Origin of the sequence: Pseudomonas sp. WS 5079 (assembly GCF_012985465.1) — a bacterium.
Lineage (GTDB): Bacteria > Pseudomonadota > Gammaproteobacteria > Pseudomonadales > Pseudomonadaceae > Aquipseudomonas.
Window position 1 is genome coordinate 317,115 of the sequence record NZ_JAAQWN010000001.1, and the last position, 12,211, is coordinate 329,325.

At 59.5% G+C, this 12,211-nt stretch carries 14 protein-coding genes; 8 read left to right on the top strand and 6 right to left on the bottom strand.

The window, feature by feature from the left end; translation table 11 throughout:
- Positions 1-87: 87 nt before the first annotated feature.
- Both HBO05_RS01450 and HBO05_RS01455 read right to left on the bottom strand, forming a co-directional pair.
- The gene (locus HBO05_RS01450; protein ID WP_169951592.1) at positions 88-1,038 is read right to left on the bottom strand and encodes an alpha-E domain-containing protein; all 951 of its coding nucleotides are present in this window, start codon (positions 1,036-1,038) and stop codon (positions 88-90) included.
- A gap of 2 nt (positions 1,039-1,040) precedes the next feature.
- Entirely contained in the window at positions 1,041-2,450 is a 1,410-nt protein-coding gene (locus tag HBO05_RS01455; RefSeq protein ID WP_170041423.1) for a circularly permuted type 2 ATP-grasp protein, read from the bottom strand.
- Between the two features lie 375 nt (positions 2,451-2,825).
- On the opposite strand from HBO05_RS01455, the gene HBO05_RS01460 reads away from it, so the two are divergent.
- From HBO05_RS01460 to HBO05_RS29160, 3 genes are all read left to right on the top strand, one after another.
- Positions 2,826-3,371 (top strand): hypothetical protein, encoded by a 546-nt coding sequence (locus HBO05_RS01460; RefSeq protein ID WP_169951596.1) that lies wholly within the window; start codon positions 2,826-2,828, stop codon positions 3,369-3,371.
- An 85-nt stretch (positions 3,372-3,456) separates the two neighbouring features.
- Positions 3,457-3,684, top strand: a complete 228-nt coding sequence (locus HBO05_RS01465; protein ID WP_172311370.1) for a hypothetical protein — start codon at positions 3,457-3,459, stop codon at positions 3,682-3,684.
- A 4-nt stretch (positions 3,685-3,688) separates the two neighbouring features.
- Entirely contained in the window at positions 3,689-3,817 is a 129-nt protein-coding gene (locus HBO05_RS29160; protein ID WP_262380996.1) for a hypothetical protein, read from the top strand.
- 13 nt (positions 3,818-3,830) lie between these two features.
- Here the strand turns inward: HBO05_RS29160 and HBO05_RS01470 are convergent, their stop codons facing one another.
- Complete coding sequence (locus HBO05_RS01470) at positions 3,831-4,274, bottom strand: Lrp/AsnC family transcriptional regulator (protein WP_172311372.1); 444 nt, start codon at positions 4,272-4,274, stop codon at positions 3,831-3,833.
- Positions 4,275-4,405: 131 nt separating this feature from the next.
- On the opposite strand from HBO05_RS01470, the gene HBO05_RS01475 reads away from it, so the two are divergent.
- A complete protein-coding gene (locus HBO05_RS01475) occupies positions 4,406-5,314 on the top strand; it encodes a DMT family transporter (RefSeq protein WP_172311374.1) in 909 nt (302 codons plus the stop codon).
- Positions 5,315-5,385: 71 nt separating this feature from the next.
- Here HBO05_RS01475 and HBO05_RS01480 read toward each other — a convergent pair whose 3' ends face one another.
- A complete protein-coding gene (locus HBO05_RS01480) occupies positions 5,386-7,389 on the bottom strand; it encodes a U32 family peptidase (RefSeq protein WP_169951605.1) in 2,004 nt (667 codons plus the stop codon).
- A gap of 94 nt (positions 7,390-7,483) precedes the next feature.
- Entirely contained in the window at positions 7,484-7,858 is a 375-nt protein-coding gene (locus HBO05_RS01485; protein WP_170041419.1) for a RidA family protein, read from the bottom strand.
- A gap of 230 nt (positions 7,859-8,088) precedes the next feature.
- Here HBO05_RS01485 and HBO05_RS01490 point away from each other — a divergent pair, with 230 nt between their 5' ends.
- From HBO05_RS01490 to HBO05_RS01505, 4 genes are all read left to right on the top strand, one after another.
- Positions 8,089-8,418: a lysozyme inhibitor LprI family protein gene (locus tag HBO05_RS01490; RefSeq protein WP_169951610.1), complete on the top strand. Its 330-nt coding sequence runs from the start codon at positions 8,089-8,091 to the stop codon at positions 8,416-8,418.
- The gene (locus tag HBO05_RS01495) at positions 8,415-9,032 is read left to right on the top strand and encodes a dTMP kinase (protein WP_169951612.1); all 618 of its coding nucleotides are present in this window, start codon (positions 8,415-8,417) and stop codon (positions 9,030-9,032) included. Before HBO05_RS01490 ends, HBO05_RS01495 begins: the two co-directional genes overlap by 4 nt.
- Before the next feature lie 257 nt (positions 9,033-9,289).
- Complete coding sequence (locus tag HBO05_RS01500; RefSeq protein ID WP_169951614.1) at positions 9,290-9,955, top strand: TIGR02466 family protein; 666 nt, start codon at positions 9,290-9,292, stop codon at positions 9,953-9,955.
- Between the two features lie 161 nt (positions 9,956-10,116).
- Positions 10,117-11,211 (top strand): alkene reductase, encoded by a 1,095-nt coding sequence (locus tag HBO05_RS01505; protein WP_170041417.1) that lies wholly within the window; start codon positions 10,117-10,119, stop codon positions 11,209-11,211.
- A 46-nt stretch (positions 11,212-11,257) separates the two neighbouring features.
- Here the strand turns inward: HBO05_RS01505 and HBO05_RS01510 are convergent, their stop codons facing one another.
- Complete coding sequence (locus tag HBO05_RS01510) at positions 11,258-12,142, bottom strand: LysR family transcriptional regulator (protein ID WP_169951618.1); 885 nt, start codon at positions 12,140-12,142, stop codon at positions 11,258-11,260.
- Positions 12,143-12,211 lie beyond the last annotated feature (69 nt).

Consider the following 12,211-nt stretch of genomic DNA (forward strand, 5'->3'; position numbering starts at 1 on the left):
AATCTATTGGCTGACCTGCCGCCATCGCCGGCAAGCCAGCTCCCACAGGAGAACGCGCACGGCTGTCAGGCTGGGGGGATGTGGGGGTTACACCACCTCCAGGTAGGAGCTGTGGATCGCCCGCGCCAGTTCGCGCACGGTGTCGATAAACTCGGTCAGCCGGCTGTGCAGGCCTTCTTCGAGAATCTCATCGATACCGGTGTAGCGCAGCCGCGCTTCAAACTCCGCCGCCAGGCGCTGGGCCGTGCGGCCGTAGCTGCCCGGCAGGTCGGCGAGGATATGGCTCAACTCCTCGATACACGCATGCAATGAGCGCGGCACATCGCTGCGCAGCAGCAGCAACTCCGACACCGAACGCGCATTCAGCGCATTGGGGTACAGCTCGGTGTAGGCCTCGAACGACGACAAGGCACGCAGCAGGGCGCTCCACTGGTAGTAGCCGCGGGCGGACAGGTCGCTGACTTCTTCGGACTCCTCGCCGAACATCTCGTAACGCGCATCCAGCAGGCGCAAGGTGTTGTCGGCGCGCTCGACAAAGGTGCCCAGGCGGATAAAACGATAGGCATCGTTGCGCATGATGGTGCCGGACGTGGCCCCCCGGAACAGATGCGAACGCTGCTTGACCCAGTCACAGAAGTGGCTGATGCCATGGCGGGCCAGTCCGCCGGCGGCGATGCTGCGCATTTCCAGCCAGGTGGCGTTGAGGTTTTCCCACATGTCGGCGGTGATCCGCCCACGTACCGCATGGGCATTGCCCCGGGCGGCGCGCAGGCAGTTGTAGATACTGGCCGGGTTTTCTTCGTCGAGGGCGAAAAAGTGCAGCATGCGCTCGGCGTCCAGTTGTTGATGGCGCTCCAGGTAGTTGTCCAGGGTGCCACTGCTGAGCAGCGACATCGCCAGTTCATCGAGGCCATCACTGCGCCCGGCCTGGGGCATCAGCGACAGCGAATAGCTGACCTCCAGCATGCGCGCCAGGTTCTCTGCGCGTTCCAGGTAGCGCGACATCCAATACAGATCTGCGGCGGTTCTACTCAGCATACTCAGCCCTCCACCACCCAGGTGTCCTTGGTTCCGCCGCCTTGCGACGAATTGACGATCAATGAGCCTTCACGCAATGCCACGCGGGTCAGGCCGCCTGGCACCAGTCGGGTCTCCTTGCCCGACAGCACGAACGGGCGCAGGTCGATATGCCGTGGCGCGATGCCGTTTTCGACAAAGGTCGGGCAGGTGGACAGGCTCAGGGTCGGTTGGGCGATATAGGCATGGGGCCGGGCCTTGATGCGTTGGCGGAAGTCCTCGATCTCGGCCGCCGAGGCGGCTGGGCCCACCAGCATGCCGTAGCCGCCGGAACCCTGGGTTTCCTTGACCACCAGATCGGGCAAGTGCGCCAGTACGTGGGACAGTTCATCGGGTTTGCGGCACTGGAAGGTGGGTACGTTTTGCAACACCGGTTCCTCATCCAGATAAAAGCGAATCATCTCTGGCACATAGGGGTAGATGGATTTGTCGTCGGCCACCCCGGTGCCGATGGCATTGGCCAGCACCACATTGCCGGCGCAGTAGGCGGCCACCAGGCCGGGCACGCCGAGCATGGATTCGGGGTTGAAGGCCTGGGGATCGAGGAAGGCGTCGTCGATGCGCCGGTAGATCACATCCACGGGTTTCGGGCCGTCGGTGGTGCGCATGAACACCTTGAGGTCGTGCACGAACAGGTCGGCACCTTCGACCAACTCGACGCCCATCTCCCGGGCGAGGAACGCGTGTTCGAAAAACGCGCTGTTAAAGCGCCCGGGGGTCAGCACCACCACATTGGGGCTGTCCAGGCGGCTGGCGCTTTTCAGGGTCTTGAGCAGCAGGTTGGGATAGTGGTCCACCGGCGCGATGCGCTGCTTGGCAAATACTTCCGGGAACAGGCGCATCATCATCTTGCGGTCTTCGAGCATGTAGCTCACGCCGCTGGGGGTGCGCAGGTTGTCTTCGAGGACGTAATACGTACCGTCGCCATCGCGCACCAGGTCGACACCGGAGATGTGCGAATAGATATCACGGTGCAGGTCGAGGCCGATCATGGCCTTTTGATAGCCTTCATTGCCCAGCACCTGCTCGGCGGGAATGATCCCGGCCTTGATAATGCGCTGGTCGTGATAGATATCGGCGAGGAACATGTTCAGCGCATTGACCCGCTGGATACAGCCGCGTTCGATCACCCTCCACTCACTGGCGGGAATGCTGCGCGGGATGATGTCGAAGGGAATCAGGCGCTCGGTGTCTTGCTCGTCACCGTACAGGGTGAAAGTGATCCCGGCGCGGTGGAACAATAGGTCGGCCTCGCGGCGGCGCTGGGCCAGCAGTTCCGGCGGCGTGTTGGCCAGCCAGCGGGAAAAATCCTGGTAGTGCGCACGGCACACGCCATTTGCGTCATTCATTTCATCGAAGAAAGATCGAGCCATTCCAATTACCTTGTCAGTGCCGGGTAAAACGCTGCAGGCACTGCCGCTTTAGAAAACGCATTGTTATGAGCCCGTGGCTTTTGGCGCCAACGGACCTTGTCCTTACTTTCTTGTGGAGTCGGCTCTGAGTCGGGGGGTAACAGTTGCTCCTGTGTTCACCCTGGCAAGTAGGGAGTAGCAGGAGTAAAGCAATGGCTGTGCCGCAAGCGTGTTTATTGGGATTACACGGTGTATCAGCCCGTTACTGGAGCGGCCTGGGCAAGCGTGGTGCGTGATAGGCGCAGCATTTGCTTCATAACGGTGCAGGCGATTGACCTGAACTTCGCGCACCGCCGGTTCTTCTAAGTGGATTACGCACTCTGAGGAATATCGATTGTGCCCAGGATCATCTCCCCGCACAGCCCGGAATCGGCGCTGGCCGACCACACCGAACACAACGCGAAGATCTTCGGCTCGCCCAAGGACCGGTTGGATTTCTATCGTCGGGAAATCCAGTACGAAACCACCATCCTCGCCAACCGTACCGATGCCTACCTGACGGCGCAGTCGTTTTTGGTGATTGCCTTTGTGTCCTGCATGGGCAACCTCAACCCGGAGTGGGGCAAGCTGTTTACCCTGGTGGTGCCGCTGATGTTGTCGATGCTTGGCGTGTTCAGCTCGCTCAATGCCTGGCCGGGCATCCGGGCGGCCTACGACATCATTGACCACTGGCACTTCAAGCAGAGCGAACTGTTGCGCAGCGAGCCGGTGATGGGCCTGGCCTACGATGAGTCGCCGCTGTTCTGCGAGACCGAGTCGTCGCACAAGGGCTATCGCAAGTCATTGCTGTTTTCCGTGCGCACGCCGTGGTTGTTCACCGTGTTCTGGATGCTGCTGGCAGCGTTTGCGTTCTATATCCAGGTAGACAACCCGGGGGGGTGACCATTGATCAGCATGGGGCCTGCGCACTGAACTTCATCCCGCCGCGCGGCACCTTAACCTTACACCAACGAATAAAGAGGTTCCCATGAGCACTAATGACAGCCAAGACCTGCAAACCAGCGGCAGGAACGATCCAGCCATCGCTGACGATGCCCGCAAAGTGCCCACTCCAAGCAACGGGGCCACGGCTCCCAAGGACCCGCAACCCGCCACCGACAAGGTGGCCAGGGACAACGAGTACAGCCCGGACTTCAAGCCCGAACGCGAACCCAAGCCCAAGACCGACGCTGACATTGATACCCAGGGCGGCTAGGGCCATGCATACCCCAACCGAAGAGGAGCCGATCAATGACCCGGGCAATGAAGACCCCGGATCGTTGATGGATGATGCGCAGGTGCCGCTGGTTGATGGGGACGACGCCCCAGAAGAGGTCAGCTCCGATTGAGCTGTACCGCCTTCTACGCGCCATCCAAGGGCGGCAACCGACGCTTGACCGGGGTTTTCTTGACGATGGCGGTGTTGGTCTCGGCATAGCCGTTGAGCCGGTCAAGCAAGGTATCCAGCTGGTCCATGGTGCGTACGTGCAGCCGTGCGATAAAACAGTCGTCGCCGGTGACTTTGTCGCACTCGGTAAACTGCGGTATTGCCTGGATCTGCCGCTCCACTTCCTCTAATTGGCCGGGCAGGGGGCGGATGCGCACGATGGCTTGCAGCAAATAGCCGAAGTGTTTGGGGTCGATATCCACCGTATAGCCCTTCAGAACACCGCGTTCCTCCAGGCGTCGCAATCGCTCGCCAACGCTGGGCGAGGACAGGCCGGTAATCCCCGCCAGGGTCTTGAGCGTGCAGCGCGAGTCGTCCATCAGGGCGGCAATCAGTTGTTGGTCAATAACATCAATCATCCTGGGCTCCTTAACCAAACCTGCTATTTCACCTAATAAGAATAGGCGCTGACTACCTTTGGCCTTATTCAGGCGCTGGAGCCTGATCGACGCAGATTGCCATAATTTAGCCTCATTCGAGGAGCTTAATCATGGACACATCCATACGTCGCGGCTCATGGGAAATGGTCGGCGCCATGCTGATCTCCGGCACGATCGGCTGGTTCGTGCTGGTGTCTGGCGTGTCGGTCATTGAGGTGGTGTTCTGGCGTTGCGTCATTGGCGCCTTGACCCTGTTGCTGGTGTGCTGGCGCCTGGGGTATTTGCGCAGTACATGGCTGAGTTATTCAACACTCGGCTGGGCCATGTTGAGCGGCGTGGCCATCGTGGGTAACTGGCTGTTGCTGTTTGCGTCCTATGCCAAGGCGTCGATTGCCATCAGCACGGCGGTCTATAACGTTCAGCCATTTATGCTGGTGATCCTCGCGGCGCTGTTGCTTGGCGAAAAAATCACCGTACAGAACCTGGCGTGGCTGAGCGTGTCATTCATGGGCATGTTGGCTATCGTCACCGCCCATGGCGAGCAGCAGGGCAGCGGTGATCAATACCTGTGGGGTGTGGCCCAGGCGCTGGGCGCGGCCCTTTTGTATGCCATCGCCGCACTGATCATCAAGCGCCTGAAGGCTGTGCCGCCCCATCTTCTGGCGCTGATTCAAGTGAGTACCGGTGCGGTGCTGTTGGTGCCGCTGGTTTCGTGGCACAGCCTTTGGGCGCCGGTTGATGCCTGGGCGGCGCTGTTGACACTGGGGGTGGTGCACACCGGCCTGATGTATGTGCTGCTCTATGGTGCGATTCAAAAGCTGCCGACGGCATTGACCGGGGCGCTGTCGTTCATCTACCCGATTGCGGCGATTCTGGTTGACTGGATGGCCTACGGGCATCGTCTGGGCTGGGCCCAATGGCTGGGGGTTGCGGCAATATTGCTAGCGGCGGCGGGGTTGCAGCGAGGCTGGTGGTGGCGTGCTGAACACGATCTGCCGCCATCCAGGCGCCCCTTGTAGGAGCCGGCTTGCCGGCGATAGCGCCTTCCAGATCGCCATCGCCGGCAAGCCGGCTCCTACAAGGGCGTGGGTCAGTGCGGTGCGCGGGGGATGGTCTTGAGCAGGTCCGCCGGGCTGATATGCCCCACGACCTGCTGCTGCACACCGCTGCCCGGCAACGGCAGGTCGAGGATATGGCCCTTGATCTTGCCCACCACGTGCATTTCACAAGGCTTGCAGTCGAATTTCAGGGTCAGTACTTCGTCGCCATGAATCAGCTGCATCGGCGCGACCTTGGTCCGTACGCCGGTCACGCCCTTGGCCTGCTTGGGGCACAGGTTGAAGGAGAAACGCAGGCAGTGCTTGGTGATCATCACCGGCACTTCACCGGTTTCTTCGTGGGCCTCGTAGGCTGCGTCGATCAACTTCACGCCGTGGCGGTGATAGAAATCGCGGGCCTTCTGGTTGTAGACGTTGGCCAGGAACGACAGGTGCGATTCCGGGTACACCGGCGGCGGTGTGGTTTCGGCCTTGCGACCACCACGGGGGTGGGCCTCGACACGGGCCACGGTCAGCGCTTCGATCACATCGCGGCGCAAGGCCTTGAGTTGCGAGTTGGGAATGAAGTACGCCTGCGGCGCATCCAGCTCGATCGCCGTGGCGTGATACTGGGTGGTGCCCAGTTGGCCAAGCAGGTCGCGCAGGGTGTCCAGTGCCTGTTCCGGCTTGTTGGCCACGCCGAACGGGCCGGGCAGGGTGGTGCTGGCGCTCACGCCTTCTTCACTGGTGGCGGTCAGTTGCAGTTGGTCTTCGCGCAGGCACGCCTGCCAGGACACGCCAATCCGGCGCTCGGCCGAGGTCTTGAGCAACGCTTGCTGCCAGTTATGGTCGAGGTTGCGGTTGAGCGGGTGATTCGGTCGTAGTTGATGCAGGCCCGCCGGCATTTCGTTGGGCTCGACACGGTAGCGGTAGCGCTTTTCGCCGTCTTCTTCGAACTCGCCTTTAGGCTCGGCGATATTGGCGCGAAAACCTACGACTTCGCGCTTGATCAGCACGTTCAGGCCGTCACCGTTGGACAGCGGCTCGTGGGTGATTACCTGCAAGTCGCGTTTGCCGGCTTTTTCCACCACACCTACCGGCAAGCCGGTAAAGGTCGGGGTGTCGAAGGCGCCGATATCAATCTTGCGGTCGCTGACGAAGTAGTCGGTGCTGCCGCGGTGGAAGGTCTTTTCCGGGTCTGGCAGGAAGAAATGCGCAGTGCGGCCGCTGGAGGCGCGGGCCAGGTCCGGGCGGTCTTCGAGGATTTCGTCCAGGCGCTGGCGGTAATAGGCGGTGATGTTCTTCACATAGCCCATGTCTTTGTAGCGGCCCTCGATCTTGAACGAGCGCACGCCGGCATCCACCAGGGCGCGCAGGTTGGCGCTCTGGTTGTTGTCTTTCATCGACAACAGGTGTTTTTCAAAGGCGACGACGCGGCCCTGGTCATCCTTGAGGGTGTAGGGCAGGCGGCAGGCCTGGGAGCAGTCGCCACGGTTCGCGCTACGGCCGTTTTGCGCGTGGGAAATATTGCACTGCCCGGAGAACGCCACGCACAACGCGCCGTGGATGAAGAACTCGATGGCGGCATCGGTTTCATCGGCAATCGCACGGATTTCCTGAAGGTTCAGCTCGCGGGCCAGCACCAGTTGGGAGAACCCGGCCTGGTCGAGGAACTTGGCCCGGTTCAGGGTGCGGATGTCGGTCTGGGTGCTGGCATGCAGCTCGATGGGCGGGATATCCAGCTCCATCACGCCCAGGTCCTGGACGATCAACGCATCAACCCCGGCATCGTACAACTGGTGGATCAGCTTGCGCGCTGGCTCCAGTTCGTCGTCATGCAGGATGGTGTTGATGGTGGTGAACACGCGGGCGTGGTAACGACGGGCGAACTCCACCAGTTGGGCGATCTCGCTCACGTCGTTGCAGGCGTTGTGGCGCGCACCGAAGCTCGGGCCGCCGATATACACAGCGTCGGCGCCGTGCAGGATAGCCTCGCGCGCGATGGCGACATCGCGGGCAGGGCTGAGCAATTCCAGATGATGCTTGGGCAAGGACATAGTTTTTTTAGTCAGGCTTGTCACGGTTGAGGTGCGCATTGTAGCCGTGAATCGCCTGACCGGCACCCGCTGGATGCCCAATAACCTGCCGGGCTCAGCCCTTGGCGGCCATCGCCGTGACTTCCACGCGCATGCCTTCGACCGCCAATGCGGCCACGCCAATAGCCGCACGCACCGGCCAGGGTTGGGCGAAGAAGCGCTTGTACACCTCGTTGAATGCGGCGCGATCGGCCATGTCAGTGAGGTAGATGGTCAAGTGCATGACCCGGTCCATGGAGCTGCCTGCACGTTCAAGGGCGACCTTGAGGGCTTGCAAGGTGCATTCACTTTGCACGGTGATATCGCCCAGCTCCAGGCTGCCATCGGCACGCACGGGGATTTGGGTGGAGACCAGGATGCCGTTGAAGCCGATCACGTCGGATGAGATGGAGTCGGGGTCGAGGTCGGGGGTGTAGTCTAGGTGGCTCATGGGGGCTCTTTTATTCAAGAAGTGGATCAGGCCGGCAGTTTACCCGGGGGCAACGTGTGCCACAGCTGATTTGAGAGTTAGATGATGTCGAAAGCGGCTGGCTAAAATGCCACTATTGCGCACAAGTACTTTGCTGGCCTGGACATTGGAGCTTTAAAGACATGACGGTTAAACATTATCCATCAAGGCTTATCCTAGTAGGCGAACCAAATACCGTTAGGAACCCCCTCATGCATTTATTTATCCGAGCGGCGCTGTTGCCAGTGGCCATTTTTGTCCTCGACGCACACGCCCAGACGGGACCTTCGTTCAAGTGCAGCGCGAACTTGAGCAGCTCAATAGAGACGCTGATCTGCGCCAGCGAAGCGCTTAGCGCCCTTGATCGCCAAATGGCGAGCACCTACAGCGCCGCGCTGAAAAAGGCCGGTAGCCAGGCCAAGATGCTCAAGGCCGAACAACGTGGCTGGATCAAGGGCCGCAACGACTGCTGGAAGGCTGACGACAAACAGGCCTGCGTGCGCGACAGTTACAAGCAGCGGTTGGTTGAACTGCAGCAATGAATCGTCTGCTGTTTGTTGCTCTGGATGGGCCCAAGGGCACCGGCAAAACCACACTGTTGGAAGCCGTTACCAAAGCACTAAGGGCGGACAACAAAAAGGTCATCCGACTGTGCGAGAAAAAAAGCGATCCCTTTAGACGGGAAACAATGGCCCTCGTTAACACGCTGGTCAGAAATCCCTCGCGGGACCTGGAGTGGGAGATTTGTGAACGCCTCGCGGACAGCCGTGCGTGGATTTCTCAACACGTCCTGGCTAAACAGCTACCCGGTAGCATTGTGTTGATTGATCGCTGGTACCCATCCGATGCAGCGTTTCGCCGCATAGTGCCGTTTGCAGAGGTTCTGCAATTGAACATTGACCGAAACGTGCAAGTACCGGACTTGCATGTGGGGATTGTCACCGCACCTGGGGTTTCATGGGCGAGGGCTGCGGCGCGACGGCGTGGGCTGAGCAGCACGGTGATCCATAGGTTGGAAGAACATGTGGCGTGTACCGAGGCGTTCGAGCGAGCGGTTGCGAATCACGGTTGGGTTTTATGTCGGAATGAAGGATCGATCGAAGACGCAACAAGGCAGGTGGTTGCTGAGATCTATAGAGTACTTAGTGTCTCGTGATTACTTTGGAAGTATAGGTTTACCGTATCCAGAGTATTTTGTGGTGTTTGCCGGGTTAACACGGGAGCCGGTCTTGTTTCTGTTGATAATTACCTGCGAACTTCGCGCGATTGAGGCGTGATCGTTAGCCGCGGGATGAAAGCTGATCAACTTATGTAGTTTGACTGAAGTCCATAAATTTTTAACAAAGGTTTACATATGTGCTTTAGTTCGTCAGGTAAGGTCTGCTGCAATTAACGCAACTTGGTCGACGCTCAATGCACTCCAGCAATAACCCGGTAAACCCTGAGCTGATAAACATCAGGCGACTGTTTGCAACTCCCCTGGCCTGTCTCCAGTACCCCGATGCAGAAGAACTCAATGCAGAGCTCAAAACCCTGATCACCTGTCGCATGGCGAGCGATCAGGGCGGCACGCAGCGTAGTAACGACGGCGGCTGGCAGTCGGCCAGCGACTTCCCGGAATGGGGCGGGCAGGCCTGCGATGCGTTGGTCGGCTTTGCCAAGGAGTTCGCCACTCAACTGACGGCGGTGCATAGCGAGCAGTACGGCTTAACTGAACCGAGTTTTGCATGGAAACTCAATGCCTGGGTAAACGTTAACCAGGCGGGCCACAGCAATGCGTTGCATGGCCACCCGGGGGCATTTTGGTCGGGGGTTTATTGGGTGGATGCGGGCGGGCGAGAGGAGGATCCGGCTGTTGGCGGTGACCTGGAGTTTATCGACCCACGCGGTATGGTTGCATCGACCTACAATCCTGCGTTGCGCATGAGAGTGGAAGATTGTCTTACCGCCGGTTTTAGTACGACTTATGCCGCTACCAGCGGAACGTTCATTATGTTCCCGTCGTGGCTGATGCATTCCGTAAGACGTTTTGAAGGGACGCGTCCGCGTATTTCTATTGCCTTTAATTTTGGCGCTTGAGTTACCCACCTTCTTTTGATCATGCTGGCTTTGCGTCTGCCTACCATCGCATTATCCGGATTCACCGGAATATATTTCCCGAACTGAGTCGATTATCAAGAAATCCCCTCATAGATATTCTGTGGTCATTGGCACCACCGACTATCTACGAGGAGACACTGATGTCCACACTTTTTACCCCTGGCGTTGTTGGCCAACTGCACACCCCCAACCGTGTAGTCATGGCGCCCATGACTCGCTCGCGCAGTACCCAGCCTGGCGATGTGCCGAACGCCATGAACGCGGTGTATTACGCACAGCGGGCGTCGGCCGCGTTCATTGTTACTGAAGCCACGCAGATCTCGCCCCAGGGCAAGGGCTATTCATTCACCCCAGGTATTTACAGTGACGAACAGGTCGCCGGCTGGCGCCTGGTGACCGATGCGGTGCATGCCGCTGGCGGGCGAATTTTCCTGCAGTTGTGGCATGTAGGGCGTATGTCGCACCCTGATTTCCACAATGGCCAATTGCCGGTCGCGCCGTCTGCAATTGCGTTTGACGGTAGCATCTGGAAAGTGGACGCCGAATCGGCTGTCGGCAGCATGGCCCCGTGCCCGACACCACGGGCGCTGGAGCGTAACGAAATCCACGCCATCGTCGACGATTATCGTAAGGCTGCGCGTAATGCCATGACCGCGGGTTTCGACGGTGTCGAAGTGCATGGGGCCAACGGCTACCTGATCGACCAGTTCCTACGTACCACGTCTAATGTTCGTACAGATGAGTACGGCGGATCGCGCGAGAACCGCCTGCGCTTTCTCAAGGAAGTCATGGATGCAGTGATTGATGAAGTGGGAGCCGCCCGTACGGCGATCCGCGTTGCGCCGTTTCTCACGGCACGTGGCATGGCGTGCCCGGACATTCTGCCCACCTTGTTGGAAGCAACCAGCTATTTGCAAGGCAAGGGCATTGCCTACCTGCACCTGGTCGAAGCGGACTGGGATGATGCCCCCAAGTTTCCCGAGGACTTCCGCCAAGCCGTGCGCGAGCGCTTTCGCAATGCGATTGTGGTGGCCGGTAAGTACGACCTGGAACTCGCAGAATGGGTCCTGGAAAAAGGCTACGCAGATTATGTCGCCTTCGGACGCAAGTTTGTCGCCAATCCGGATCTGCCTCTGCGGCTGGAGAAGGGGTACCCGTTAGCGGGTCTCGAAGGTGCCGAGCTATTTGGCGGTACCGAACGTGGCTACTCGGATTTTTCCGCCTGGGCTCAGTAGGGCGCAAGCTCTCAGGTCAACTCTGAAACATCTCCTTGGAGCGCGCTCAAGTTGCCAGCTTCAAGGAGATTTCGTCCATCAGCAGTTTGACCCGGCGCGGCACTACGTGGCCGGAAGGGTAGACAATCTGCAAGTCCACGCCCGGCAGAGAGTAGCTCTCCAGCACCTCGACCAGTCGGCCTGCGTCCAAGTCATCACGCACATCGATGTAGGACTTGATACAGATGCCGTGACCGGCCAGGCACCACTGGCGCACCTGATCACCGTCATTGGCAATACGCCTGCCCGACACCAGAACCTTGAATGTACGACCATCGGCGCGGAACTGCCATTCACGGTGGATGCTGCTGCCAAAGCGCATCAGGATGCACTGCTGTTGCGCCAGGTCCGATGGGTGTTGGGGCGTGCCGTGGGCCGTGAGATAAGCGGGGGATGCACACACGACCCTACGGCCCTCGCTGAGCTTTCTGACGCGCAGGGTGCTGTCGGACAGGGCGCCATATCGAATGGCGAAATCAATCCCTTGCCCCGCGAGATCCAGGTAGCCATCGGTCAGGTTCAGGTCGAGGCTGACGTTGGGATGCGCCTGCAGAAAGTCATCAAGGATCGGCACGATGCGGTTGCGGCCCAGGTCGACGGGGACGCTCAGGCGTATCAGGCCCGAGATCCTTTCGGTGCCCAGTTTGATATTGCTCTCGATGTCTTCAGCTTCGGCGAGCAGGCGCCGGGCGCCCTCCATCAGCATCCGTCCTTCGTCCGTCAGGCTGATCGAACGTGTCGTACGGGTCAGCAGGGTTGCGCCGTAGTGCCTTTCCAGAGCCCCGAGCCGTTCCGACACAGACGTGGGCGAAAGTCCGACCTCGCGGCCTGCCGCCGACAATCCGCCTTTCTCGACAATCAATAAAAACAGCGCGAGGTTCTCGAAGAGCATTATCCGGATTTCCCTGAATATGATTGTGCTTTTGAATGGATTCTACGCCTTGGGCTTCAAGGATATCGT